The following is a 25,531-nucleotide window of genomic DNA, read 5'->3' as shown; positions in this document are numbered from 1 at the left end:
AATTTTTATGACCACCAAAATTAGTACCAAAACAATAGCACGTATTGCTGCAGTACAAGCAATTTATCAGTATAAACCGGAGAGTCCTGATCAAAACATAGATCGGATCATGCAACAAATTGTTCAATTCTATCAAGATGAACGAGTAGCTAATGATTTAAACAAACCAATAAAAGTGAAGTTAAGTATAAGTTATTTTGAATTGTTAGTAAAGTCTGTAGTTCTAAATTTATCTCAAATTGATAAGATGATATCAAGGCATTTGACATCGGAATGGCAAATTACTAGCTTACCTGTTCTGCTTCTTGCTCTTTTGCGTGTGGCAATTTGTGAATTACAATTTTTTCCAAATGTTCCAAGTAAAGTGGTAATTAATGAATTCACCGATATTACAAGTGATATGTTGAATGAAAACGAAGTTGGCTTTGTTAATTCTGTATTGGATAGAATTGCTAAAAAAACTAGCGAGAACATGTGTCATGACATCTAATATATTAGGATTTAGAGGTAAATTTGTTGCCGTTAAAACTGCAAAAAAGCGTAAAAATTCGTCAAAACAGTGGCTTGCGCGGCAATTAAATGATCCATATGTTTCTAAAGCAAAGCTTGATGGTTATAGATCTAGGTCAGCTTATAAGTTGCTGGAAATCCATGAAAAATTTAATCTGTTAAAACCAGGGATGAAATTAGTCGATTTAGGTGCTGCACCAGGTGGATGGAGTCAAGTGGCTAGCAGAATTATTAAATCTGATGAGTCACGTGGTAATAATAGCGTGATAATTGCAGTTGATTTACTTGGCATCGAACCAATTATTGGTGTGCATTGTTTGCAAAAAGACTTTTATGCTGAAGATACAAAAGAGATTATTATAAAGATGCTCGATGGTAGTGCTGATGTGGTAATGAGTGATATGGCTGCGAATACGACGGGTCATGCAACAACTGACCATATTCGGACTCTTGACTTATGTGAGCATGCGATTGACTTTGCCTTAAAAATTTTAAGACCGGGTGGGCATTTTATTGCTAAAATTTTTCGAGGTGGTACGGAGAATAATGTGCTAAACAGAGTTAAACTTAATTTTCATAAGGTCAAGCATTTTAAACCGTCTTCTAGTCGTAAAGAGTCAGTAGAGGTTTATTTAATTGCTTTAAATAAGAAATCTGAAGACAGTTAAGGAAAAACTTGATTATCGAGTAAAATGGATAAAATTTCATGACCATAAGTTTTTCATTTTATTAAAAAAACTAGCATCATCCTCATCTTTGTCGCTTGTAAATTCTTTATCCAGCAATTCTAGTAATTCTTTTTGTTTTTTATTAAGATTCTTTGGTATCTCAATATGTATGTGAGCAAACATATCACCTCTAATGCTTGATCTAACCTTAGACATACCTTTACCTTTTAACCTAAGTTGTTCGCCATTTTGTGTGCCAGCGGGTATTTGTAATTTTACCTTACCGCCTTCTATATCGGGAACTTCTACTTCTCCACCTAAAACAGCTTTAATAAAACTAATAGGTAGTCTACAATGCAAATTAATTCCATCAACTTTATAGAGGTCATGCGGTTTAATAGTAACAAAAATATACAAATCCCCGTTATTTCCTCCTCGCACTCCGGCATCTCCTTCACCAGTAAGCCTTATTCTAGTACCTTCTTCAATACCAGCTGGAATATTTACTAATAAATTTCTATGTTGTGAGTAACGTCCCTGACCATGACATTTTTTGCATGGATTTTTAATTATTTGTCCTGCACCTTGGCATTTTGCACAAGTTTGTTCTAATGTAAAGAAGCCTTGTTGTCTTCTAGTAACCCCTTGTCCTGCACAAGCGTCACATTTGGTCATTCCGGCATTACTTTCTGACCCGTTGCCGTTACATGTTTGGCATTTTACTTCACTGGTAAAACTAATATTTTTGTCGATACCACGAAATGCTTCTTGCAAAGTAACTGTGATATCATATTTTAGATCTGAACCTCTAATATTAGTTGATGGTCGTTGTCTTCTTGTCCCGCTGCCCATAAAATCATTAAAAAACTCACCAAATATATCATTTATATCAGGTCCACTATTGTTATGTCTTCCAGCTGATGATGCTGCACCTGAATTCTGAAAGGCATCATGTCCAAAACGATCATAGGCAGCTCTTTTTTGTTCATCTTTTAGGATATCATAAGCACTGCTTATTTCCTTGAACTTTTTTTCTGCTTGTTTATCCTGTGTATTACGGTCAGGATGATATTGCATCGCCAATTTATGATAAGCTTTTTTTAGCTCTTCCTGGGTAGCAGTTTTACTAACCCCAAGTATTTGGTAATAATCTTTTGTCGACATAATTAAGTATATCTTATTTTAAATTTTACTTTTAGCTAACTCGAATAGCGTTACTCGTCATTGCGAGGAGTCGCGAAAAAGCGGCTACGCGGCAATCCAGGGTACACGAAGCTTTACTCTAAAAAAACAGCTTCGCTGTTTACCTGGATCGCCACGGCATCTAAAGAGCCTTGCTATGACGATTATAGAAAAATGTAGGGTACTATGGTTGCCACTACACTCATGTGGTCTTGCAATGACGGAAGTATTTTCATCCATCGTCATTGCGAGGAGTCACTTTAGCGGCGACGAAGCAATCTACATTCATTAGTAATTACTTATTGCTTACATCCTCGTAATTAGCATCAACTACTTTATCGTCATTACTTGCTTCAGATTCCGCATTATTATCGTCGCCTGACGGAGATTTATACATAGCTTCTCCTATTTTCATACTACTAGCCATAAGAGCATCAGTTTTTGCTTTAATTTGCTCAAGATTATCAGACTCTAAAGCTGCTTTTAACTCTGTTATGCTATTTTCTACTTCTTGTTTATCACTAGCTGATATTTTACTATCGTGTTCTTTTAGAGTTTTTTCAGTTGAATAAATTAAGCTATCAGCACTATTTCTAGCCTCAATTAATTCACGACGCTTTTTATCATCCTCAGCGTTTTTTTCTGCATCTTTTACCATTTGTTCAATTTCTGTATCACTAAGACCTCCAGAAGCTTGAATAGTTACTTTTTGTTCCTTACCACTAGCTTTATCCTTGGCAGAAACATGAACTATACCATTAACGTCTATATCAAAAGTTACTTCAATTTGCGGTAATCCTCGTGGTGCAGGCGGAATGCCATCAAGATTAAATTGGCCAAGTATCTTATTATCAGATGCCATTTCCCGTTCACCTTGGAATACCCTAATCGTTACAGCATGCTGGTTATCATCAGCAGTAGAGAATACCTGACTCTTTTTAGTCGGTATAGTAGTATTACGATCAATCAGCCTAGTAAATACCCCACCAAGAGTTTCAATACCTAAAGATAAAGGGGTGACATCTAGCAATAATATATCAGTAACTTCTTTATTTAACACTCCTCCCTGAATAGCAGCACCTAGAGCTACGACTTCATCAGGGTTAACTCCTCTATGTGGGTCACGACCAAAGAATTCCTTTACTTTCTCAATAACTTTTGGCATTCTAGTCATACCACCAACAAGTACTACTTCTTGAATATCCGAAGCTTTTAGCCCAGCATCTTTTAAAGCTTTCTTACATGGCTCTATTGTATCATCAATTAACGTTGCCACTAAGGATTCTAATTTTGCCCTAGTAAATTTTATATTTAAATGTTTAGGACCTGAACTATCAGCCGTAATATATGGCAAATTAACATCAGTTTGAGGTACAGATGATAATTCTTTTTTAGCTTTTTCAGCAGCTTCTTTCAGACGTTGCAAAGCTAAAGGATCTTTGCGTAAATCTATACCACTTTCTTTCTTAAATTCATCAATTAAATAATCTAGAATTCTAGAATCAAAATCTTCGCCACCAAGGAAAGTATTGCCGTTGGTAGATTTAACTTCAAATACACCGTTACCTATCTCTAAAATTGATACATCGAACGTACCACCACCAAGATCATAAACTGCAATTATTTTGCTCTCAGCTTTATCAAAACCATATGCTAAAGCGGCCGCTGTTGGTTCATTGATTATCCTTAATACTTCCAAACCAGCAATTTTACCAGCATCTTTGGTTGCTTGACGTTGTGCATCATTAAAATATGCCGGTACAGTAATGACTGCTTGTGTTACCTTCTCACCAAGATAATTCTCGGCTGTTTCTTTCATTTTCTGTAGAATATAAGCACTAATCTGACTAGGAGAATATTTTTCTCCTTTAACTTCAACCCAAGCATCGTTATTAGCAGCTTTTACTATCTTGTATGGTACAAGATCTTGGTCTTTTTTTACCATAGGATCAGAGAAACCTCTACCTATCAATCTTTTAATACCATATAAAGTATTTTGTGGATTGGTTACAGCTTGACGTTTTGCTGGATCGCCAATTAATTTTTCACCGTCATTACCAAATCCTACCATTGAAGGAGTAGTCCTAACTCCTTCAGCATTTGCTATAACTCTTGGTTCTTTTCCTTCCATTACCGCGACGCAAGAATTTGTTGTTCCTAAATCTATACCTATGATCTTTGCCATATACACTCCTAATCCCAATTTAATAAATCAACTTGATAAGTTTTGATATAGTGTCTTCTCGTCAATTTTACAAGAGGTAGCTGTGAAAAAAAGTTATATCATGTCCTTATCGCCGGAGCAGAACATTTGGACGAGTCACCTATTTCACTTTGTACATTTCTACGATTTTGAATACCCCTAATTCTCTCTTTATTAGAATTTTCTCTTACCTCGATTAATCCTTGTATAAGATATTTTAATCTAGAACTTTCAGTATAAAGGATCATATGTTTAAAAAACTTGGTATATTTACCTACTAGCTTATTACCACCATTCCAATACATATCCTCAATCATCGACATCTCGTTAGGTTTTAACTTATCCCAAGACTTGCCATAAATATTTTTTAGCTCTAGGCGATTAACAGCACTCTTACAATCATATATCATTCGAGATTGTTGTATTGTAATAGCTTTATCGCCATTATAAACTTTGTCAAATGATAAAGAACCTTGGAATATTGTCTGCCACACAATTTTTGCTCTTGGATTATCCATGTTATACCAATTGCAATAATTAACACGGTGTATTTATCCAGTCTCTATACATAATTGATTTTACTAAATCTACATTATGAGCAAATTGATTCCAAGCGTAACAAGCCATAGTGACGATATCTTCATATACACCATAACATTGGTTAGACAAGAAATGATTTTTGATCCATTCCCAAACTTGTTCCATTGCATTAAGTTCCGGTGCATAGGGCGGAAGCGGTATCAAAGTGATATTGCTTGGCACAGTTAGTTTTTTGGCTGTGTGCCAACCTGCATTATCCGTTAGTAAAGCTATATGTCGGTTGCCTTGAATACTGCGAGAAAGGTCTTCTAAGAATTTATTCATTGCCTGTGTATTTGCATATGGTAAAATTAATGCAAAAGCTTCTCCTGTATCATGGCAAGCAGCTCCATAAATATATGTTGAAATGAATTGCTGTTGCCGAACTTTACGGGGTCTAGTGCCACGCTTAGCCCATATACGAGTTAAGCTACCTTGTTGCCCAACTCGAGTTTCATCCTGAGACCATATATCAACTTTACATCTATCGATATTTTTTGGTAATAATTCTGTTAGCATGTCTGGGAAGTTTTTTTATATGTATTTTGAGTCTCTTGATTTGACTTTGGATGCATTGAACGAGAAGTAATCCAGCTAAAACCAAGGCGGTGCATAGTATTGTAGACTGTTTTTAAAGTACATTTAGCACCATATTCCTCAAGTAACATGATATGTAGCTCCTTTCCAGTTATATACCCACCAGTTTTACTTTCACTGAGCGTATTGATTTTATCAAAAAGAGTAGACTCTTGTATAGTGTTAATCTTCCTAGGGGCACCGCTTCTTTGTGATTCAAATAATCCTTCAAAACCATGATTCCTAAATCTTCTGAGCCATGATTGCACAGTTTTCCAGTGTGACTTCACTATTTCAGATATGGCTTTAAAAGATTTGCCTAATTGAAGGTAATACATCGCCAATAAACGTATACGATTTCGACCATGCGGCTCATGTTTCATCATTTTTATAAAATCATGACCATGAAAACCTTGCGGTAATATTAACCTAGCCATTTGAGTACCTTTATCAGTTAAAAACCCATTTTACACCACTGCGTTAATTATTGCAATTGGTATTAAAGCCTATCCCTATAGTGTTGTATCCCTTAATGTCTTTATATACTTGTAATATTTCATTTTCATTACCTTTAATAAAAATAAATACCATTTCTTGGTAAAATTGTAGATGTTTTGGGTCAGAAAGATTTAATCCATATAATTTATCCCGTAATTCAGCGGCAAATTTTATACTCACTACCATAAATTTAACTATTATTATCTTGAAAAGATTATTAATAGCATGTTTTTAGCTAGCACTAAGTGTTCTAGTAAAAAAAATCATTGACGAGACAATTATATTAAAACATAATCATCTCGATGGTCGTGCAGTTGCGTAAAAATCTATACTAGAATTTACGAGGAAAGTCCGGACTCTACAGAGATATGGTGCTGGTTAACGTCCAGCGGAAGAGTAATCTTTTAGGGAAAGTGCCGCAGAAAATATACCGCCAAAATTTGTTATCAAATTTTGGTAAGGGTGAAATGGTGTGGTAAGAGCATACCGGTAGGTTGGTAACAAGCTACGCATGGTAAACCCCACCAAGAGCAAGATCAAATAGGCATTACAGAACTTACCTGTTCCTAGGCATCTCTGACTAGAAGTAATGTGGGTGGATCGCTTGAGATAAATGGTAATATTTATCCTAGATAAATAACTGCAGTAGATAATAGAAATATTATTTATACAAAATCCGGCTTATAGACCATCATATTTGAAACCTCAGTTTTGGATTAAAATTTTTAATTTTAATCCAAAACTGGCTGGAATATCAGAATAAATTGTGAACATGAATTGCTGTACAGAGTTTTTGCGTAAATATTCCCCTGTCATTTTGTGTTTATTCTTAATGTCTTTACATTTTGCCTCTACCTATCCTGGGGGTATGTCGTTTGATAGTTTTGATCAATATGGGCAGAGTATCAATAAAAACTATTTTTCACATCACCCACCGTTAATGTCAATGGTATGGTCCTTGTTTCATTATATTTACCAAGGTCCGCAGACGATGCTCTTGCTTAATTTAGGACTGTTGTGGGGTGGAGTATTGCTGCTTTTCTATGCTGATTCACAGAATAAATACAGATGGCTTTACTTATTAATACCATTTCTACCTAATATATTATCCCAATCTGGAACAATTTGGAAAGATGTAGCTTTTGCCTTTGGTAGTTTCTTTGTAGTAGCTACTTGTATTTTTCATACTTACCGTCAAAACCCTGCCCCTCTTTGGGTGATTACAGGATTACTATTAATTGTTTTTTATGTTGTTGGTGTTAAATTTCAAGCACAATTTATAGCTCCAATTTTGATTTTGTTTGTATTGTCAATTTATCTTAAAACTAGCTTGTTAATAAGAATAATACTAACCTGCATAATTTCGCTATTAATAATATATGGTAATGCTAAACTTACTAAGCATTTTTCCACTGAAAGTCATGCAGAGCAATTACGTCAATTATTTGATATTGCTGGAGTAAGTGTTGCTATCAATAATGATGATTTAGTGCCAAAATATGTTAAAGAAGACCAAGATTTATATAGTTTTGAGAAGCTTAAAGTTCATTACACTCCTAGATGGGTTGATCCATTAATTTTTGGTGATACTAGGATTTATGCCTCTACAGCAGATCCTATAAAGTTACAAGAAATGGAATCTGCTTATAAACAAGCCATTACTCACTATCCACTAGATTTTCTTAAACATCGTACAATGAATTTTGTTATGTTAATGAAAAACTGGGGATTCCATCATTACGCCTTTATTGAACTTAACGAAGCTCAAAAACATGGTATGGATATTAAAAAGAATTACTTAAAAAATTGGACAATTAAATATTTAAAATTATATCCAAAGATTTTAACAATAAATCTTATTAGTTTTATATTAATATTTGTGTATTTAATATCTATTCTAACAAATAAACAATCTAATAGTCCCGAGAAAGTTATTTTGGCATATATCGTAGCAATATCTATTGTTTTTTCAATAGTACTATTTTTTGCTACCATGGCATGTGATTACCGTTATTATTATGTTATAAGAATTTTAACATTATTTAGCCTGCCGATTTATTTGAAATTCAGGCAATCTAAAAAAAGATGTTATGTATAGCTAACCATAGTAAAATGGCGTCATTGCGAGGAGGCATGAGCCGACTAAGCAATCCATAAAAGTGATTAAAAATGGATTGCTTCGTCGCTGCATCGCAGCTCCTCGCAATGACGTCTCGAGCTTTTAAACTTGTCCCTATCTATTTAATTCCTTTTTTTTCCTCAACTGGGGAATCTGTTCTTCGGGTTATAGCTACACTTGGAAAAAAATAGCTTTTCCAGCTAGTCTACGCTCATTCAGCAATAGATTTTTTTCTGAATATGTAATATACTTAAACTATTCTAATATTACTTTAATAAATGTAGGTTCTAACTGTGACTAATTTAGATCGTCAAAACTTAATATCTATTAGCATTGAAGATGAGATGAAAGGCTCTTACTTAGATTATGCTATGAGTGTAATCGTCAGTAGAGCCATTCCAGATGTACGTGATGGTCTGAAGCCAGTGCATCGCAGAATCCTTTATGCAATGTATGAAGCATCTAATTACTTTAACAAACCTTATCGTAAGTCAGCAAGAACTGTCGGTGATGTGATGGGTAAATACCATCCGCATGGCGACGCTGCAATTTATGACTCATTAGTGAGAATGGCACAGGATTTCTCTTTAAGATTACCGCTCGTTGATGGGCAGGGTAATTTTGGTTCAAGAGATGGTGATGCTGCCGCTGCTATGAGGTATACAGAGTCAAGACTTGCTAAAGTTGCTCATACATTGCTTGAAGATATTGATAAAGAAACCATTGATTTTATGCCAAATTATGATGGTTCTGAAAAAGAACCATTGGTACTACCATCAATGTTTCCCAATCTCTTGGTGAACGGAACTAATGGTATTGCTGTTGGCATGGCTACCAATATTCCACCTCATAATCTTGGAGAAATAATAGATGCTTGTTGCCTATATGTTGATAATAATGATGTAGAAATATTAGAACTTATGTCAGTAGTTAAAGGACCTGACTTTCCTACTGCTGGCATCGTACTTGGTACAAGCGGTATTAGGTCAGCTTATTTAACAGGTAGGGGTAGTATTCTAACTAGAGGACGCAGCGAAATTGAAGAGATTGCTAATAATAGACAGGCTATTATTATTACAGAAATACCATATATGGTTAATAAAGCTAAATTGGTTAAGAAAATTGCCGAACTGGTCAAGGAAAAACGTATTGAAGGTATCAGTGATCTTAGAGATGAATCAAATAAAGATGGTATTCGAGTAGTAATTGAAATAAAGAAAGATGTTGTAGCAGAAGTGGTGCTAAATCAAATATATTCCTATACTCAGCTGCAAACTAGTTTTGGTGTGATTATGTTAGCTCTAAGAGATGGGCTACCAGAAGTTATGAACTTAAAAGAAGTGATAGCTGCTTTTGTCAATTTTAGAGAAATAGTAATAACTCGCAGGACGATATATTTGTTAAATAAGGCTCGTGATAAGGCACATATTTTATTGGGACTAATGATTGCTGTTAGTAGTATTGATGAGGTTATTAGAATAATTAAATCTTCAAATGATCCAGCAAGTGCTAAAGAGCAACTAATGCAAAGAACTTGGGATGCGTCATCTATAATAGATCTAGTAAAACTTGTTGATGATAGAGCAATGATAGCAGATGATGGTAAATGTTATTTTACTGAAACACAAACAAAAGCAATTCTTGAAATGCGATTGCAACGTTTAACTGCTATGGAGAAAAATAAATTAGAAAATGATCTTGCAGAACTAGCTACGGAGATTAGGGGGTATACTGACATTCTAGCATCACGTGAGAAACTTCTAGATATCCTAAAAAATGAGTTAATTAGAATCAAAGATGAATTCGCTACTCCCCGCCTTACTAGCATTGAATTAGGTGACTTTGATCAAGATATTGAGGATCTTATCCAAAGAGAAGAAATGGTTGTGACCGTGACATTGGGCGGTTATATTAAACGTGTACCTCTTGCTACCTATAGAGCACAGAAACGAGGAGGAAAGGGGAGGGCAGGGCTGTCAATGAGGGACGAAGATATTACCACTCAAATATTTGTTGGCAGTACTCACACACCGATGTTGTTTTTCTCAAATACCGGGCAGGTATACAGCTTAAAATTATATAAACTGCCACTTGGTAATCCTCAGAGTAAAGGAAGACCAATAGTCAACATTTTACCTTTAAAAGAAGGAGAACGTATAAATAATATTATGCCATTGCCTGAAAATCAGGATGAGTGGGATAATTTGAATATTATTTTTGCTACAAGCAAAGGTAACATTAGAAGGAATGATTTATCAGACTTTAAACGTATTCAATCAAATGGTAAAATTGCTATTAGGCTTGATGATAATGACCATTTAATAGATGTTAAAGTTTGTAAGGATGAAGACCATGTTTTGCTGGCAACCAAAGCTGGTAAAGCTATAAGATTCCCAGCTAGTTCAGTTAGGGTATTTAAAAGCCGTACTTCTGATGGTGTAAGAGGTATGAGGATTGCTGCTAGTGACTACGTTATCTCTATGACAATATTAAAAGGCATAGCATGTACAATGGAGGAAAGGGAAGCCTATTTATCAATTCCTATAGAAAATAGGTTGTTAATCGCTGATGGCAAGGAATTCACTCCGGAAGAATTTGGTGTACAGTTAAATAAAGAACAGATTTTAGAAATGGCTATTTCAGAAGAATTTATTCTTACTGTTAGTGAAAATGGTTTTGGAAAAAGAAGTTCCGCATACGAATATAGGATTACTAACCGTGGTGGTAGCGGTATTGTTAATATGGATGTGTCTGATAAAACTGGATTAGTTGTTGGAGTAATGCCGGTTGATATGTCTGATGAGTTGATGTTAATTACTAATAATGGCAAACTAATTAGGTGTAAACTTGAATCTGTACGTATAACTGGTCGTAATACTAGTGGTGTAATATTATTCAAAACCGAACAAGGAGAAAAAGTAGTTTCTACTGCATTGATTGCTGATAGCCCTGAGGAAAAGGTGGATGTGGATATACTCGAATGATAATATACTCGGTGAACTTCAAGAATTGGCGTTGTCGTGTCTAAAGATCTCCGCTGCTCACGTACTAATGTACGCTCCGCTGCTCGACTTTGACACTCCTAGCTCTTCTTGAAGTTGACCTTCGTCTACCAACTCTTCATTTACGAGCAGTATATATAATCTGAGTTTGGTTTAATAGTTGAGCCTAAAACGATAATTTTAATTTAAGTGAACCTTGATGGCTTGAATATTTATTATTAGACGCTAAATAGTTATATACTGCCATGATTTCTGTTGCTCCACGTTTTATAGTTATAGTTCCGCCAATTTTGTAGTTGTATTTAGCAGGTTTTTCAAGTAGCAATATTTCCTCTCTGCTGCTAGATGGATATGACATGACCTGCATATAAGACTTCTGCTGCTTATTATGCAAAAACTTTTCGACTTCCATATGCAATCCAGGAATCACTTGGGTAGTATCACTAATCTTCATTGGCATAATTACTTCAAATCCTATAAGCCCCGAAGATCTTCGGCTGTTAGTAGCAGCTACCGATAGACTTTGTCTTTCAAAGCTTGCCCCATATCCAGCAATATCCTGCCCCCCATATTTGAGTCCAATATAGGGGATAATTAAAGCTTTCCCAACCTTTGATTTGTAAGCAACTATTAGCTTGCTACTATATGAGCTATTAGCAAATTTAGCTTTAGCTAGCTGGTTTTGTACTGGTAATTTTGCAGAAACATTACCCGAAGCAAGGGAAAGGAATCCTTGTAATATTAGTTTCTTATACCAATTGCAATAATTAACGCAGTGGTGTAAAATGGGTTTTTAACTGATAAAGGTACTCAAATGGCTAGGTTAATATTACCGCAAGGTTTTCATGGTCATGATTTTATAAAAATGATGAAACATGAGCCGCATGGTCGAAATCGTATACGTTTATTGGCGATGTATTACCTTCAATTAGGCAAATCTTTTAAAGCCATATCTGAAATAGTGAAGTCACACTGGAAAACTGTGCAATCATGGCTCAGAAGATTTAGGAATCATGGTTTTGAAGGATTATTTGAATCACAAAGAAGCGGTGCCCCTAGGAAGATTAACACTATACAAGAGTCTGCTCTTTTTGATAAAATCAATACGCTCAGTGAAAGTAAAACTGGTGGGTATATAACTGGAAAGGAGCTACATATCATGTTACTTGAGGAATATGGTGCTAAATGTACTTTAAAAACAGTCTACAATACTATGCACCGCCTTGGTTTTAGCTGGATTACTTCTCGTTCAATGCATCCAAAGTCAAATCAAGAGACTCAAAATACATATAAAAAAACTTCCCAGACATGCTAACAGAATTATTACCAAAAAATATCGATAGATGTAAAGTTGATATATGGTCTCAGGATGAAACTCGAGTTGGGCAACAAGGTAGCTTAACTCGTATATGGGCTAAGCGTGGCACTAGACCCCGTAAAGTTCGGCAACAGCAATTCATTTCAACATATATTTATGGAGCTGCTTGCCATGATACAGGAGAAGCTTTTGCATTAATTTTACCATATGCAAATACACAGGCAATGAATAAATTCTTAGAAGACCTTTCTCGCAGTATTCAAGGCAACCGACATATAGCTTTACTAACGGATAATGCAGGTTGGCACACAGCCAAAAAACTAACTGTGCCAAGCAATATCACTTTGATACCGCTTCCGCCCTATGCACCGGAACTTAATGCAATGGAACAAGTTTGGGCATGGATCAAAAATCATTTCTTGTCTAACCAATGTTATGGTGTATATGAAGATATCGTCACTATGGCTTGTTACGCTTGGAATCAATTTGCTCATAATGTAGATTTAGTAAAATCAATTATGTATAGAGACTGGATAAATACACCGTGTTAATTATTGCAATTGGTATAAGTTGTTTTAATTAATTTTATTCTTAACTATTTTTATAACTTACACAAACTTTCTGACACCCTCTAAAATTCTCCTGATTCGTCAGAGCCTAAACTATCAAGTTGCTCTTGATTCTTAATGTAGTGTTTGATCTGATTCTCTTCAAATCCTACAGTTGAGACCGCATAACCTCTAGCCCACAACTTTTCTCCATTAAAATTACGTTTTCGTCCACCAAACTGCCTAGCAACGGCTATAGCACTTTTCCCCTTGATATAGCCTATTACTTCAGCTACAGAATATTTAGGAGGAATCTTGATGAGCATATGCACATGATCTTGTACCATATGCCCCTCTATGATCTTTCTCCCACGTTGAAAAGCTAACTCATGGAATACGTTCCCAAGATATTTTCTAACCTTCCCGTACAATTCTTTTTTACGACACTTTGGAATAAACACAATATGATATTTGCAATCCCATTTAGAATGATTTAAACTTTCGTATGTTGTCATATATTTTCTCCTTTGACCGTCAAGCCAAAGAAGTTATATATGATAACTTTTTATTTTATACTAAATCTAAAGGCCAAGCCTTGATGGTCTCACTAGTCAAACTAGTGGCTTACCTATCATTGAGTTATTGCAACTTTTGATGATTTTTCAGGCATGTTACATGATTTTTTTAGAAATTTGGAGAGGTTGAAATGATCAATCTTGAGCAGAAAGACTTTTTGTTATTAAAATCTATCCTAAAGAAATATCCGTATACATTTCAAGCATACGGTTCTCGTGTTAAAGGTAGTCACAGGAAATTTTCTGATCTTGACCTCTGTGTTATGGAACTAATAAGTGATGAAGAATTACTTAACTTGCAAGAGGAATTAGAAGAATCTAATTTGCCAATTAAAGTAGATGTTAAAAGATGGCTTGTTGATATGAATGAGGATTTTAGGTCGTTGATAGAAAAAGATTTGATACATTTATAACCTCAGTTTTGGATTAAAATTTTTAATTTTAATCCAAAACTGGCTAGAATATCAGAAAAATGCATTCTTGAAGCGGCTGGTACGAATGCATTTTAATCTATTATCGCTAATAATCTTATTTTTATTGGTATAAAAATAAGATTATTAGCAAATAAAATATTTAACAATCAGGCGTCAAACCGCTTTAAGCCTGATTGTTTACATTCTCATTCCAATTTCGGATTAATGAAATTAATCCAAAATATATGTTTGTTTTGCTAACTCTTGTAGGCATTTTGTTACTTATCGTTGCATCACTTATACTAAAAGAGATTTGGATTTTACTTTACGTTTAGAGCCAAATATAGATGTATATAATCAATCGTTACTGCAATCTTTTAGTAAGAATTGTCGTGCTAATTTTGGTGATTTAAAATGCAAAATAGATAAAACAGTTTATAGTCAGATATATAATATTAAGGAAATGTTTGGTAGAACTATGGTTATCTCAAACCTTGATAAAGAAAATGGTTATTTCAATTACGGGGATGCTATTTTAACTGATGGTCAAGCTGATGTCCAGTTTTATAGTAAAATCCTTAGTCATTCTGAGAATTTAATTACACTGGATAAAACAATTCCCGATAGTATGAAGCATAGTAAAATTGTTTTACTTACTGTAGGTTGTGATAAAAAATTTACAACTTGTTGCAATAAGTTCAACAATGCAGTAAATTTCAGAGGAGAGCCATTGATTCCTGATGATAACTTTATCAAAGTGATTTAGGAAACCGAATATACTCAGGTAGAACTTCAAGAATTGCCGTTCCCGCGACCAATAGTTAATGGCAATTACTAGAACCTTTACCCATCCCTACTGTAGTGTTATAGCCACAATCTACATAATGTATTTCACCAGTAACTCCTTCTGCTAAGTTACTCAGTAAATATAATGCAGCCCCTGCAACATCACGCTGAGAAGTGTTTCTGCGTAACGGCGATGCAGCTTCATGGAGAGCTAACATAGTTTTGAAATCATTAATACCACTAGATGCTAGAGTTTTTATAGGCCCAGCTGATATGGCATTTACTCGGATGTTATTTGAGCCCATATCAGTTGCAAGATATTTTACACTAGATTCTAACGCAGCTTTAGCAGGTCCCATGACATTATAATTAGGAACTACTTTTTGTGAGCCATAATAAGTTAGGGTAAGGATACTACCACCGTCTTTCATCAAAGGTTCTGCACGTTTTGCCAAGGCAATTAGAGAATAACATGATATATTCATGGTATTAAGAAAGTTAGACAATGAGGTATCTATATATCTGCCTTTTAATTCATTCCTGTCAGAGAAACCTATAGAATGAACCAAAAAATCGAGTTTGCCCCACTTTTGCTCAATAATTTTAAACAAATTATCAAGTGATTCTTCATCTGTTACATCACATGGAACAACGAAATCACACTTAATTTCTTCAGCAAGTGGTATAACGCGTTTCTCAAGCACTTCTCCTTGATAGGTAAGGGCTAAGTTTGCACCATGTTCTTTGGCAATTTGAGCAATAGCCCAAGATATTGATAAATTATTAGCGACACCTGTAATTAATCCTTTCTTACCATCAAGCAAAGCAGTGACTTTAACTTGCATACATATTCCTTATTTTTATTAAAACCTTGCCCAAACAATAGCATGATGTATATTTTTGTAAACAATTTTTATCAAAGTAACATTAATGTTCTCATCCAAAATATTCACCCTGATTTCAGGTATGATTAGTGGTTTAGTTTTTGCTCTAATTTTCTTTATACCTGGATTATTTGCCTTGGCACTGCTATGTTATCAAGTACAAATTGCTAATAGCTGGAAAGAAGCCTCTATATTAGGCTTTATATTTGGTTTTGGGCATTTTTTAGTCAATATGTACTGGATTAGTATAGGAGTTACTGTATATATTGATGAATTTTGGTGGGCAGTACCACTGGCATTATTTGGCTTTCCAATTATTCTTGCTTGTTTTATTTCTGTAACCTGCGGTCTAGGGTTTTTAGCAAAGAATCATGGTTTGTATCAGTTTATCTTTTGCCTTTATTGGGTATTTTTTGAATGGGTAAGATCATGGATATTTACCGGGTTACCATGGAATTTGCTTGGATACGCTTTTTCATTTTCTGATACTCTTATCCAGCCTTCTAGTATCATAGGAATATATGGTTTAAGTTTTATTGTAGTATATATATCAACAAGTTTTTATCACCTATTTACTAAACAGTATAATCTACTAAAAATATCATTAGCAAATTCATTGCTAATAATGTCTTTGATAACTTCCTATGGTTTATTAAGGCTGCATAACAACCCTACCAGTTTCTCAAATGTAAAAGTTCGATTAGTTCAGCCAAGTATTCCACAAACTGCTAAATGGGATGTTGAAGAATTTTGGAAAAATTTAAATCTTCATATCACATTGTCTAAAGAGCCGGGCGACGTAGACCTAATTATATGGTCAGAAGCCGCTATGGTAGTACCGTATGATTATAAACCGATCAAAGTGAAACTATCAAAAATGTTGGAAAGGAAAAAAGCAATTTTAATTACTGGCGGTATAACAAATAATGGTAAAAAAGGGGATGATTTTGAGATTTACACGAGCTTATACGCTTTAACAAAAGAAGGGGATAAATTATTTGAATATCATAAGTCTCATTTAGTACCATTTGGTGAATATATGCCTCTTAAATGGATATTACCCTTGAAGAAATTAACCCCTGGGTTGTTAGATTATACTGAAGGGAGCAGACAACTCGTTAGTCTTGATAAACCTAATATAATCATAAAACCGCTTATTTGTTATGAGGCAATCTTTCCAAACCTTGTTCAAACGAGTAATAAACTTTCAGATGTGATTATTAATGTCACTAACGATACATGGTATGGAAATTCCTCTGGCCCATACCAACATTTACAGATTAGTCGTATGCGTAGTATAGAGAATGGTCTTCCTATGCTTAGAACGGCTAATAATGGTATATCTGCCGTAATAGATCCAGTAGGCAGAATTATTCAACAACGAGCTCTCAATGAAGTAGGTTATATAGATAGTTTATTACCAAATAAGCTAGAATATGAAACTTTATACTCCCAATTTGGGGATATAAGTGCTTTATTAGCAATAATATTTATCCTAATTAGCGATATTTTAATAAAAAATCTTATCAATATCAATAAAAAATTACTTGATTAAGCTAGAATATTATACTATCATTAGTTGCAATAGGTAGAGAAATATTAAATTATTATAACAATGAATAAATATAATGAATCAAAAGAAAGAATAAATATAATTGTAGGTATGCGTTTAAAAAAGCGTCGTATAATGCTCGGCATAAGCCAACAAGAATTGAGTGAAGCTATTAATCTTAGTGTAAAACAGATACAAAAATATGAAGATGCTACTACCCCAATAGCTGGCAGTATATTGTATTTTTTTGCAAAAATATTAAATGTATCTATTGAATATTTTCTCGATATGACTAAAACTACTGAGGTATCAGAGGATTACCTATTTGGTACGCAAGACAACAATAGTCTTGTAAATAATATTATTGCTGAAGATAAAGCAGAGTATTTAGTACCTTTAAAATACGACACAGAAAAAGAAGTATCTTATCTTGTTGAAGGATTTACCGAGATTCAAAATCCACAGATTAGGCAGAAAATAGTTGAGCTGATTAAGTCAATAGTAGCCTCTCAAGGTAATCAAGTCTAAACCGTAGTAATTACCTAGCTTTACAAGTTGTTCAACTTTTTAAGTTAGTCAAGTCAGGAGAATTGGATAGCAGGAATGATGGAGCAAAGACTATAGATAATAGGCGAGCGATAGAAGACGACGTCACCAAATTCTCATCAATTGACCATAAAAATAAAATTGTACAGCTAGGGTTATTTTTTTGCTTTACTAGCATCAATACCATAAAAAGCCTTTGCTCTAGTAACTATCAGATCAAACTGTTCTTCATTGGGAGTTTGTGGTGTAGCTCCTTCAATAAATGTTCCACCAATAACCCCTATATCATCAGCACTACTGCTAGGTAAATGTTTTGGATGCATGTAAAAATACCAATTTACTGTTTGCCCAGAGCTAGTTTTACCGTTACCCAAATTAACTGAAATTAAATATTTCACATTTTCAGGATCTTGGTTTTTTAACATAATTAAATGTCCTTGACCAGGAGTCATTGCATTATCATTATCGAGTTCTTTAGCACCAAGACCAGTACAATCTACTATATACTTAGTTTTAATTTCTGCAAAATTTTGAATTTTATTTTTAATAAAAGGTACTTTCTTATTTTTTAAATAAGTTGTTAAACTTATCATCATTTTTGGTACATTGATCAGAATTCCATCATCATAAGCTACCATAAGCCTTGTTGTCCCATTACCAAAATCAAGTGCTACATCTTTAGCTGGTTGCATCACCCCGGCAGTTACATAAGGTTCTAAATCTGATTCTTCCCTAGTTGGAAAGTAAGCTGGCATTATAACAGCTCCATCTATAAAATTACTCTGTTGTTTTTTAGCAATAGCAGAATAAACTTTATAAGCATTAACAGCTATTTTATTCATCATAGGTCTTGCATTTGGTGGATAATCCATGAAAGAAGGCTTAAGCAATCCACCAGCATTATTAGAAGGTAGTCCATCAAATTGGTCAGCAATAATAGTGATGTTATTATATCCCCTTTCAATTAGATCATAAGCACTCCATAACCCCATAACACCAGCTCCGATAATAGTAATGGGAGTATCGGGTTTTAAATCAGTAGCATATTCTGATTTTTGCAATAATTCATTGACATAAGCAATAGCTCCTGGTGCTAATGTCCAACCACTACAACTATGACCATAATTATGGGCAATAACTTTATCACCTAGCTTAGTAACAGTCATATTTGGTATACCATGCCTTGTAGGGCGATAACATATAATTTTTTGACCAAGATTATCAGGAGCTAGTTTTAGTGGGACAATTTTCCGTATTTCAGGTTGAGCTTGTTGTTGAGCGTACACCGTTGGTAACATAAATACTAGAACCATAGCAAAAGATTTAACAGAATTAACCAATAGAGTAGGAGGTAGTAACTCAATGATAGGTAAGCCACTAGTTTGACTAGTGAGACCATCAAGGCTTGGCCTTTAGATTTAGTATAAAATAAAAAGTTATCATATATAACTTCTTTGGCTTGACGGTCAAAGGAGAAAATATATGACAACATACGAAAGTTTAAATCATTCTAAATGGGATTGCAAATATCATATTGTGTTTATTCCAAAGTGTCGTAAAAAAGAATTGTACGGGAAGGTTAGAAAATATCTTGGGAACGTATTCCATGAGTTAGCTTTTCAACGTGGGAGAAAGATCATAGAGGGGCATATGGTACAAGATCATGTGCATATGCTCATCAAGATTCCTCCTAAATATTCTGTAGCTGAAGTAATAGGCTATATCAAGGGGAAAAGTGCTATAGCCGTTGCTAGGCAGTTTGGTGGACGAAAACGTAATTTTAATGGAGAAAAGTTGTGGGCTAGAGGTTATGCGGTCTCAACTGTAGGATTTGAAGAGAATCAGATCAAACACTACATTAAGAATCAAGAGCAACTTGATAGTTTAGGCTCTGACGAATCAGGAGAATTTTAATTAACAATGGCAGCCCTTTGGGCTGCTCATAACCGTCAAGCCCCTCGCTTTGCGAGGGCGTTCTGACTTTAATAAGGTGACAAACATATTTAACTCATTAATTAAAATTTTTATTAGCAATATATGACCATTTCCTTTCAAACAGTAGTTGAATATATAAGATGTGTTTTAGTAAATAAAGATATAAAATTTTTGGAAGTGGCACTTGCTACTGTTTCTAGGTTTGTTTCCTTTATTTCAGCTATTTTTTCTGCTACATATTTAACAAAAGCTGGCTCATTTTGCTTTCCACGCATTGGAACAGGGGTTAAGTAAGGAGAATCTGTTTCAATTAATAATCTATCTAGTGGAATATAACGTACTATATCCTGTAAACTAGCTGCATTTTTAAAGGTTATAATTCCAGCAATTGAGATATACATACCAAGGTCAAGCATTTTCTTTGCCAAATGCTTTGAAGCAGTAAAGCAATGAATAAGACCGGTAAATGGTGCATTTTGCATTTCACTGCTTAAAATATCAATGGTGTCTTCTTCTGCTTCTCTTGTATGTACTATAATTGGTAATCCGGTACTTTGAGATGCTTGTATATGCTGCTCAAAAGAGCCAATCTGTTTATTTTTGTCAGATGTTTGGTAATAATAATCAAGACCAGTTTCACCAATACCGATAATTTTGGGGTGATTAGAATAATCCACAATAGTTTCACACATAGTGATTTCTTTAACTTCATTAGGATGTATGCCACATGAGGCAAATATATTGCCGTATTTTACGGTTATTTCTAAAATAGCTGGTAATTCCTCAAGGGTAGTACAGATAGTCTGCATGTACTGAACACCATTATCCTTAGCCCGAGCTATTATTGTTGATAAATCTTCTTTCAACATGTTTAAATGGCAATGAGAGTCAATTAATATCATGAGCGTATCCAATTTTTTGAGACTATTATATTAGCAATTTTTTCTACTTCATTAAGTGGGACATAATTATACTGTTCAAGCTGAGTTACAGATTCGTCTAATATTCTCGCTATTCCTAATTCTACCAATTTTTGAAAAAATGATAGATGTTTAGGTAATTTAAAATTATTAGGACAAAATATGTAAAGAGGCTTGCCAGTGGAGGCTGCCTCACTACACATTGAAATCGAATCAGCAGTGGAAATTATGTAATCTGCCTGTGATAACATACCAAAATAAGGGTTAGCTTTAGTGTTTTCCTCTGTTGGATCGTAAATAATAGCAGAGGAAGATACATTGTTTTTAATAATTTCTTTTGCTGAATTGGGGGTGCGTCTACTAAAACTAATAAACAAGCTATATTCTTTGCTTTTTTGTATAAGATTAAATAATATTGTTGCAATTTGGCAAGCATTATCATTGGTAAAAGTATAATTTTTACTATTACCACCAATAATTACTGAGATAAATTTCCCAAGTTTTGGATGATTTTTACGTAATTCAATGCCACCATCCTGTATTTTTTCTTGAACATTGTTTAAAGCCCCAGTAATTCTCAATATACTCAAATCACTTGAGTACATATTTAGTTCTTCCTTACTAACTTTATCATGGTGTGGTAAAATAATTAGATCAAATTGTTTAAACGGCAGGTTAGGGTGCATAATTTGAACAATTTTTATTCTACCATTAGACTTATGTTTTAAATAACTTGCTAAAGAAGCAGTTCTTCTTCCGGCAGAAATTATTAAGTCTGGGAATCCTTGCCTGTCTGTAATAATTTCCCACGATTGTAATAGTTCCTTTTTTACATGGATAGGGCTGAATCGGAGTAAGAAATTTGGTAAATTACCCCAAAAATTATATTCAATAGGTTTTAATTCATAACCAAGCTTGATATTTTCTGCTAGAGCTATGGCTTGATTAGCGTTACCTACGCAGCTGTCAGCCAGTACCCAAATTTTAGGTTTAGTAGTATCTATCATATTCTTTTCTATTTAGGCTACTTTATTAATAACTAGTTCACTACCAGTTGATTTGATGTTTACCGTATCACCGCTCATGATACTACTCGAAAGAATCATTTTGGCAAAATGATTCTGTAGTTCTCGTTGAATAACTCTTTTTAATGGTCTAGCACCAAACATTGAGTCATAGCCCTTATCAGCAAGGTAATTTATAGCTGATTCATCAAATTGCAATATAATATTTTGTTGCAAAAGAATTTTTTTCAGATTATCCAATTGTATTTTAACAATATCATGGATGTTGGCATGAGTTAGTTTATGGAATAGAATAATCTCATCTAGCCTATTTAAGAATTCAGGTTTAAATACGGCTCGTACATATTCCATTACTTGTTCTTTGATTTTATGTTGGTCATCTTCTTCTCGTTGATTAATAAGTATTTCAGCTCCAAGGTTAGAAGTAAGAACAATAATGGTATTTTTAAAATCAACGACTATCCCTTGACTATCGGTTAGTCGTCCTTCATCTAAAATCTGCAGCATGATGTTAAAAATATCTGAATGAGCCTTCTCCACTTCATCAAATAAAATGATTTGATAAGGTCTCCTACGTACTGCTTCGGTTAAGATACCTCCCTGCTCATAACCAACATACCCTGGAGGAGCTCCAATCAAACGTGATATAGAGTGTTTTTCCATATATTCAGACATATCAATTCTGAGTATGGCATTACGATCATCAAATAAAAAAAGTGCCAAAGCCTTGGTTAGTTCGGTTTTACCAACACCAGTGGGACCTAAGAATAAAAATGACCCAAGTGGTCTGTTAATATCTTGCAAACCAGCACGAGAACGACGTACAGCATCACTGACTCCTTTTATAGCTTCATCTTGACCAATCACCGATTGACGCAGTTTATCTTCCATTGCTAGTAGCTTTTCACGCTCGCTTGATAGCATTGTATCAATCGGTATACCAGTAATTCTAGATATGATTATAGCTATATCGTTTTCTGATACGACTTCTTTTGATAGTTTGTTATCTCCACCTTCCATTGCTTGTTGTAGTTTCTTAGTTAAATCAGGAATAATACCATATTTCAGCTCACTAGCTCGGGCAAGATCGCTACTTCTTTCTGCTCTTTCAAGTTCTGCTTTAGCTTTTTCTAGCTCTTCTTTTAATTTTTGTTCAATATGTATTTTGGATTTTTCAGCTTGCCAGCTAGCACTCATATCATAAGAAAGAGATTCAAGTTTTTCTAATTCATCGGTTAAGAGGATAATTTTCTTTTTTGAATGTTCATCATTTTCTTTTTTTAGAGCTGCTAATTCAATCTTTATTTGAATAATACGGCGATCAAGTTCATCCAATTCTTCTGGTTTACTAGATAATTCTATTTTTAACCGACTACATGCTTCATCAATTAAGTCAATGGCTTTATCTGGTAAGTAACGATCAGTAATATATCTATTAGATAAAGTGCTGGCAGCAACTATAGCACTATCAGCAATTCTTACACCATGATGTAATTCATATTTGTCCTTAATGCCACGTAGAATTGAAATAGTATCTTCTACTGTTGGCTGGCTAACATAAACTGGTTGAAATCTTCTAGCAAGAGCTGCATCTTTTTCAATATATTTACGGTATTCGTCTAAAGTGGTAGCACCAATACAATGGAGTTCCCCTCTAGCAAGCATGGGTTTTAGTAAGTTTGATGCATCCATAGCTCCGTCTGTCTTACCAGTTCCTACTAAAAGATGTAGTTCATCAATAAATAAAATAATTTCTCCACTAGAGTTTTTAATCTCATTTAATACAGCTTTTAGTCGTTCTTCAAATTCTCCACGATATTTAGCTCCAGCAATTAAGGCTCCCATATCAAGTTCAATGATACGACAATTTGCTAAAGTTTCAGGAATATCTTGGCTAAATATTCTTTGGGTTAACCCTTCTATTATGGCTGTTTTACCAACTCCTGGCTCTCCTATCAGTACGGGGTTATTTTTCATTCTTCTCGACAAAACTTGCACTGTTCTTCTAATTTCCTCATCTCTGCCAATTATTGGATCAAGTTTACCAAGTTCTGCCAGCTCGGTTACATCTCTACCGTATTTTTTTAGGGCATCGTAACTACTTTCAGAAGATTCGCTATCTGCTTTTTTACCTTTTCTTAACTGTAAAATTGCTGCATTTATTTTCTTATTAGTTATTGAATTATCCGATAAAATTTTACCAGCAGAGGTTTTGTCATATGATAAGCCTTCAAAAATTCGCTCAATAGTCACAAAACTATCAGCATTATTCTTGGCAAGCTCTGATGCTTTATCAAGTAATTTTAGTGCTTCTGATGATAGGTAAAGCTGTCCTCCTCCCTCAATTTGTACTTTTGGGATTTTGTTTAATTCTATAGTTAAAGCTCTATTTAAATCATCTAAACTACTACCCAAAATATTAATGAGATTAGTAATAACACCACTATCATCGTTTAATAAGCTTGCCAATATATGTAATGGCAATATTTGCTGATGATCATTCTTTGCTGCTAAGCTTTGAGCATTAGAGATAATAGATTTTGCATGTGTAGTAAATTTATTCATGTCCATTTCAATAACCTTATAAATTGTAAATTAGGTCAAACCTGATTGTTAAAATGTACTCGTGTCAGCCGCTCCAAAAGTGCATTTATCGAATTAATGATTAGAATATATCATAATATTTGACCCCACTAAGTATTTTATATAATTAAGGTTAATAATAATACAAGGGGCTATAGATAACCTAAAAATATTTGAGTCATGAAAACGATTTTAACAGATTGACAAATATATTAAATTTAGATATCCTCTAGTCCTTAAATTCTAGTAGGCGAAGAAATATTAAGGACTAGGTTTTAAGGGCTGAAAAAGAGAAATTAGGTGTCAAAATTACGACATCCTTGCTCACGAAAGGGTGGCAGTTCGAATCTGTCATTGTCCACTAATAATATTAAATAAGTAGAATTATGACAAATTGTATTAAAAAATCATTGTTTGTTACAGCTGGTCTTGCTGTAATGGGTTTGGGACTATTTTTGGGTAATCCTAGTAGAGTTGATGCTGCGGTTAAAGAGGGGCAAAAATTTTCAGATTGGGTAGTTAACTCAATGATAGGTAAGCCACTAGTTTGACTAGTGAGACCATCAAGGCTTGGCCTTTAGATTTAGTATAAAATAAAAAGTTATCATATATAACTTCTTTGGCTTGACGGTCAAAGGAGAAAATATATGACAACATACGAAAGTTTAAATCATTCTAAATGGGATTGCAAATATCATATTGTGTTTATTCCAAAGTGTCGTAAAAAAGAATTGTACGGGAAGGTTAGAAAATATCTTGGGAACGTATTCCATGAGTTAGCTTTTCAACGTGGGAGAAAGATCATAGAGGGGCATATGGTACAAGATCATGTGCATATGCTCATCAAGATTCCTCCTAAATATTCTGTAGCTGAAGTAATAGGCTATATCAAGGGGAAAAGTGCTATAGCCGTTGCTAGGCAGTTTGGTGGACGAAAACGTAATTTTAATGGAGAAAAGTTGTGGGCTAGAGGTTATGCGGTCTCAACTGTAGGATTTGAAGAGAATCAGATCAAACACTACATTAAGAATCAAGAGCAACTTGATAGTTTAGGCTCTGACGAATCAGGAGAATTTTAATTAACAATGGCAGCCCTTTGGGCTGCTCAT

Annotated in this window: 26 protein-coding genes and 1 other RNA gene; 14 read left to right on the top strand and 13 right to left on the bottom strand. The window is 34.3% G+C overall.

Annotated features, from left to right (window positions below; translation table 11 throughout):
* Positions 1–7 precede the first annotated feature (7 nt).
* The gene (nusB, locus tag AAHM80_RS05935; RefSeq protein ID WP_342259590.1) at positions 8–490 is read left to right on the top strand and encodes a transcription antitermination factor NusB; all 483 of its coding nucleotides are present in this window, start codon (positions 8–10) and stop codon (positions 488–490) included.
* Positions 480–1,178 (top strand): RlmE family RNA methyltransferase, encoded by a 699-nt coding sequence (locus AAHM80_RS05930; RefSeq protein WP_342259589.1) that lies wholly within the window; start codon positions 480–482, stop codon positions 1,176–1,178. Before nusB ends, AAHM80_RS05930 begins: the two co-directional genes overlap by 11 nt.
* Positions 1,179–1,214: 36 nt before the next feature.
* Here the strand turns inward: AAHM80_RS05930 and dnaJ are convergent, their stop codons facing one another.
* From dnaJ to AAHM80_RS05900, 6 genes are all read right to left on the bottom strand, one after another.
* On the bottom strand, positions 1,215–2,342 hold the full coding sequence (gene dnaJ / locus AAHM80_RS05925; protein WP_342259588.1) for a molecular chaperone DnaJ: 1,128 nt from the start codon (positions 2,340–2,342) through the stop codon (positions 1,215–1,217).
* Positions 2,343–2,655: 313 nt separating this feature from the next.
* Entirely contained in the window at positions 2,656–4,545 is a 1,890-nt protein-coding gene (gene dnaK / locus AAHM80_RS05920; protein WP_342259587.1) for a molecular chaperone DnaK, read from the bottom strand.
* A 98-nt stretch (positions 4,546–4,643) separates the two neighbouring features.
* Positions 4,644–5,081 (bottom strand): hypothetical protein, encoded by a 438-nt coding sequence (locus AAHM80_RS05915; RefSeq protein WP_342259586.1) that lies wholly within the window; start codon positions 5,079–5,081, stop codon positions 4,644–4,646.
* Between the two features lie 19 nt (positions 5,082–5,100).
* Positions 5,101–5,661, bottom strand: coding sequence for an IS630 family transposase (locus AAHM80_RS05910; protein ID WP_342259384.1), 561 nt, complete (start codon positions 5,659–5,661; stop codon positions 5,101–5,103).
* Positions 5,655–6,155 carry a helix-turn-helix domain-containing protein gene (locus AAHM80_RS05905; RefSeq protein WP_342259545.1) on the bottom strand — a complete coding sequence of 167 codons (501 nt, stop codon included), beginning with the start codon at positions 6,153–6,155 and terminating at the stop codon, positions 5,655–5,657. Before AAHM80_RS05905 ends, AAHM80_RS05910 begins: the two co-directional genes overlap by 7 nt.
* Positions 6,156–6,198: 43 nt before the next feature.
* Positions 6,199–6,402: a hypothetical protein gene (locus tag AAHM80_RS05900; protein ID WP_342259585.1), complete on the bottom strand. Its 204-nt coding sequence runs from the start codon at positions 6,400–6,402 to the stop codon at positions 6,199–6,201.
* Between the two features lie 112 nt (positions 6,403–6,514).
* Here AAHM80_RS05900 and rnpB point away from each other — a divergent pair.
* From rnpB to gyrA, 3 genes are all read left to right on the top strand, one after another.
* Positions 6,515–6,916: RNase P RNA component class A (gene rnpB, locus AAHM80_RS05895), an RNA gene on the top strand.
* Between the two features lie 291 nt (positions 6,917–7,207).
* Complete coding sequence (locus tag AAHM80_RS05890; RefSeq protein ID WP_342259584.1) at positions 7,208–8,314, top strand: hypothetical protein; 1,107 nt, start codon at positions 7,208–7,210, stop codon at positions 8,312–8,314.
* A gap of 314 nt (positions 8,315–8,628) precedes the next feature.
* Positions 8,629–11,319, top strand: a complete 2,691-nt coding sequence (gene gyrA / locus AAHM80_RS05885; protein ID WP_342259583.1) for a DNA topoisomerase (ATP-hydrolyzing) subunit A — start codon at positions 8,629–8,631, stop codon at positions 11,317–11,319.
* A 184-nt stretch (positions 11,320–11,503) separates the two neighbouring features.
* Here the strand turns inward: gyrA and AAHM80_RS05880 are convergent, their stop codons facing one another.
* Positions 11,504–12,079, bottom strand: a complete 576-nt coding sequence (locus AAHM80_RS05880; RefSeq protein ID WP_342260446.1) for an autotransporter domain-containing protein — start codon at positions 12,077–12,079, stop codon at positions 11,504–11,506.
* Positions 12,080–12,151: 72 nt separating this feature from the next.
* On the opposite strand from AAHM80_RS05880, the gene AAHM80_RS05875 reads away from it, so the two are divergent.
* On the top strand, positions 12,152–12,652 hold the full coding sequence (locus tag AAHM80_RS05875) for a helix-turn-helix domain-containing protein (protein WP_342259385.1): 501 nt from the start codon (positions 12,152–12,154) through the stop codon (positions 12,650–12,652).
* Positions 12,646–13,206: an IS630 family transposase gene (locus AAHM80_RS05870; protein ID WP_342259405.1), complete on the top strand. Its 561-nt coding sequence runs from the start codon at positions 12,646–12,648 to the stop codon at positions 13,204–13,206. Before AAHM80_RS05875 ends, AAHM80_RS05870 begins: the two co-directional genes overlap by 7 nt.
* 80 nt (positions 13,207–13,286) lie before the next feature.
* On the opposite strand, the gene tnpA (AAHM80_RS05865) is transcribed toward AAHM80_RS05870, so the two are convergent.
* Positions 13,287–13,718, bottom strand: a complete 432-nt coding sequence (gene tnpA / locus AAHM80_RS05865) for an IS200/IS605 family transposase (protein WP_342259383.1) — start codon at positions 13,716–13,718, stop codon at positions 13,287–13,289.
* 191 nt (positions 13,719–13,909) lie between these two features.
* On the opposite strand from tnpA (AAHM80_RS05865), the gene AAHM80_RS05860 reads away from it, so the two are divergent.
* Both AAHM80_RS05860 and AAHM80_RS05855 read left to right on the top strand, forming a co-directional pair.
* Positions 13,910–14,191, top strand: coding sequence for a nucleotidyltransferase domain-containing protein (locus AAHM80_RS05860; RefSeq protein WP_342259582.1), 282 nt, complete (start codon positions 13,910–13,912; stop codon positions 14,189–14,191).
* Between the two features lie 313 nt (positions 14,192–14,504).
* Positions 14,505–14,957, top strand: a complete 453-nt coding sequence (locus tag AAHM80_RS05855; protein WP_342259581.1) for a DUF2163 domain-containing protein — start codon at positions 14,505–14,507, stop codon at positions 14,955–14,957.
* Positions 14,958–15,012: 55 nt separating this feature from the next.
* On the opposite strand, the gene AAHM80_RS05850 is transcribed toward AAHM80_RS05855, so the two are convergent.
* Complete coding sequence (locus AAHM80_RS05850; protein ID WP_341747572.1) at positions 15,013–15,822, bottom strand: enoyl-ACP reductase; 810 nt, start codon at positions 15,820–15,822, stop codon at positions 15,013–15,015.
* Between the two features lie 85 nt (positions 15,823–15,907).
* On the opposite strand from AAHM80_RS05850, the gene lnt reads away from it, so the two are divergent.
* Both lnt and AAHM80_RS05840 read left to right on the top strand, forming a co-directional pair.
* A complete protein-coding gene (gene lnt, locus AAHM80_RS05845) occupies positions 15,908–17,416 on the top strand; it encodes an apolipoprotein N-acyltransferase (protein WP_342259580.1) in 1,509 nt (502 codons plus the stop codon).
* Between the two features lie 60 nt (positions 17,417–17,476).
* On the top strand, positions 17,477–17,941 hold the full coding sequence (locus AAHM80_RS05840; RefSeq protein WP_342259579.1) for a helix-turn-helix transcriptional regulator: 465 nt from the start codon (positions 17,477–17,479) through the stop codon (positions 17,939–17,941).
* A 173-nt stretch (positions 17,942–18,114) separates the two neighbouring features.
* Here AAHM80_RS05840 and AAHM80_RS05835 read toward each other — a convergent pair whose 3' ends face one another.
* Positions 18,115–19,299: an FAD-dependent oxidoreductase gene (locus tag AAHM80_RS05835; RefSeq protein WP_342259578.1), complete on the bottom strand. Its 1,185-nt coding sequence runs from the start codon at positions 19,297–19,299 to the stop codon at positions 18,115–18,117.
* Between the two features lie 142 nt (positions 19,300–19,441).
* Between AAHM80_RS05835 and tnpA (AAHM80_RS05830) the strand changes: the two genes are divergently transcribed.
* A complete protein-coding gene (gene tnpA / locus AAHM80_RS05830) occupies positions 19,442–19,873 on the top strand; it encodes an IS200/IS605 family transposase (protein WP_342259383.1) in 432 nt (143 codons plus the stop codon).
* Positions 19,874–20,010: 137 nt separating this feature from the next.
* On the opposite strand, the gene AAHM80_RS05825 is transcribed toward tnpA (AAHM80_RS05830), so the two are convergent.
* The 3 genes from AAHM80_RS05825 to clpB are packed head-to-tail and all read right to left on the bottom strand — an operon-like array spanning position 20,011 to position 24,410.
* Entirely contained in the window at positions 20,011–20,793 is a 783-nt protein-coding gene (locus AAHM80_RS05825; protein ID WP_342260445.1) for a TatD family hydrolase, read from the bottom strand.
* The gene (locus AAHM80_RS05820) at positions 20,793–21,821 is read right to left on the bottom strand and encodes a mitochondrial fission ELM1 family protein (RefSeq protein WP_342259577.1); all 1,029 of its coding nucleotides are present in this window, start codon (positions 21,819–21,821) and stop codon (positions 20,793–20,795) included. Before AAHM80_RS05820 ends, AAHM80_RS05825 begins: the two co-directional genes overlap by 1 nt.
* 12 nt (positions 21,822–21,833) lie before the next feature.
* Positions 21,834–24,410 carry an ATP-dependent chaperone ClpB gene (gene clpB, locus AAHM80_RS05815; protein WP_342259576.1) on the bottom strand — a complete coding sequence of 859 codons (2,577 nt, stop codon included), beginning with the start codon at positions 24,408–24,410 and terminating at the stop codon, positions 21,834–21,836.
* A gap of 398 nt (positions 24,411–24,808) precedes the next feature.
* On the opposite strand from clpB, the gene AAHM80_RS05810 reads away from it, so the two are divergent.
* The gene (locus AAHM80_RS05810) at positions 24,809–24,973 is read left to right on the top strand and encodes a hypothetical protein (protein WP_342259575.1); all 165 of its coding nucleotides are present in this window, start codon (positions 24,809–24,811) and stop codon (positions 24,971–24,973) included.
* A 96-nt stretch (positions 24,974–25,069) separates the two neighbouring features.
* Positions 25,070–25,501, top strand: coding sequence for an IS200/IS605 family transposase (tnpA, locus tag AAHM80_RS05805; RefSeq protein WP_342259383.1), 432 nt, complete (start codon positions 25,070–25,072; stop codon positions 25,499–25,501).
* Positions 25,502–25,531: the final 30 nt, after the last annotated feature.

The sequence above is a fragment of the Candidatus Tisiphia endosymbiont of Metellina segmentata genome (assembly GCF_964030715.1).
Lineage (GTDB): Bacteria > Pseudomonadota > Alphaproteobacteria > Rickettsiales > Rickettsiaceae > Tisiphia.
Note: the sequence above shows the minus strand (reverse complement) of the source record. Positions and strands in the feature narration are given on the sequence as shown.

What these genes read in the sequence shown, in the direction of transcription:
- nusB (WP_342259590.1), top strand. Translation starts at nt 8, where the DNA reads ATGACCACCAAAATTAGTACCAAAACAATAGCACGTATTGCTGCAGTA.
- AAHM80_RS05930 (WP_342259589.1), top strand. Translation starts at nt 480, where the DNA reads ATGACATCTAATATATTAGGATTTAGAGGTAAATTTGTTGCCGTTAAA.
- dnaJ (WP_342259588.1), bottom strand. Translation starts at nt 2,342, where the DNA reads ATGTCGACAAAAGATTATTACCAAATACTTGGGGTTAGTAAAACTGCT.
- dnaK (WP_342259587.1), bottom strand. Translation starts at nt 4,545, where the DNA reads ATGGCAAAGATCATAGGTATAGATTTAGGAACAACAAATTCTTGCGTC.
- AAHM80_RS05915 (WP_342259586.1), bottom strand. Translation starts at nt 5,081, where the DNA reads ATGGATAATCCAAGAGCAAAAATTGTGTGGCAGACAATATTCCAAGGT.
- AAHM80_RS05910 (WP_342259384.1), bottom strand. Translation starts at nt 5,661, where the DNA reads ATGCTAACAGAATTATTACCAAAAAATATCGATAGATGTAAAGTTGAT.
- AAHM80_RS05905 (WP_342259545.1), bottom strand. Translation starts at nt 6,155, where the DNA reads ATGGCTAGGTTAATATTACCGCAAGGTTTTCATGGTCATGATTTTATA.
- AAHM80_RS05900 (WP_342259585.1), bottom strand. Translation starts at nt 6,402, where the DNA reads ATGGTAGTGAGTATAAAATTTGCCGCTGAATTACGGGATAAATTATAT.
- AAHM80_RS05890 (WP_342259584.1), top strand. Translation starts at nt 7,208, where the DNA reads ATGCTCTTGCTTAATTTAGGACTGTTGTGGGGTGGAGTATTGCTGCTT.
- AAHM80_RS05875 (WP_342259385.1), top strand. Translation starts at nt 12,152, where the DNA reads ATGGCTAGGTTAATATTACCGCAAGGTTTTCATGGTCATGATTTTATA.
- AAHM80_RS05870 (WP_342259405.1), top strand. Translation starts at nt 12,646, where the DNA reads ATGCTAACAGAATTATTACCAAAAAATATCGATAGATGTAAAGTTGAT.
- tnpA (WP_342259383.1), bottom strand. Translation starts at nt 13,718, where the DNA reads ATGACAACATACGAAAGTTTAAATCATTCTAAATGGGATTGCAAATAT.
- AAHM80_RS05860 (WP_342259582.1), top strand. Translation starts at nt 13,910, where the DNA reads ATGATCAATCTTGAGCAGAAAGACTTTTTGTTATTAAAATCTATCCTA.
- AAHM80_RS05850 (WP_341747572.1), bottom strand. Translation starts at nt 15,822, where the DNA reads ATGCAAGTTAAAGTCACTGCTTTGCTTGATGGTAAGAAAGGATTAATT.
- lnt (WP_342259580.1), top strand. Translation starts at nt 15,908, where the DNA reads ATGTTCTCATCCAAAATATTCACCCTGATTTCAGGTATGATTAGTGGT.
- AAHM80_RS05840 (WP_342259579.1), top strand. Translation starts at nt 17,477, where the DNA reads ATGAATAAATATAATGAATCAAAAGAAAGAATAAATATAATTGTAGGT.
- tnpA (WP_342259383.1), top strand. Translation starts at nt 19,442, where the DNA reads ATGACAACATACGAAAGTTTAAATCATTCTAAATGGGATTGCAAATAT.
- AAHM80_RS05820 (WP_342259577.1), bottom strand. Translation starts at nt 21,821, where the DNA reads ATGATAGATACTACTAAACCTAAAATTTGGGTACTGGCTGACAGCTGC.
- clpB (WP_342259576.1), bottom strand. Translation starts at nt 24,410, where the DNA reads ATGGACATGAATAAATTTACTACACATGCAAAATCTATTATCTCTAAT.
- AAHM80_RS05810 (WP_342259575.1), top strand. Translation starts at nt 24,809, where the DNA reads ATGACAAATTGTATTAAAAAATCATTGTTTGTTACAGCTGGTCTTGCT.
- tnpA (WP_342259383.1), top strand. Translation starts at nt 25,070, where the DNA reads ATGACAACATACGAAAGTTTAAATCATTCTAAATGGGATTGCAAATAT.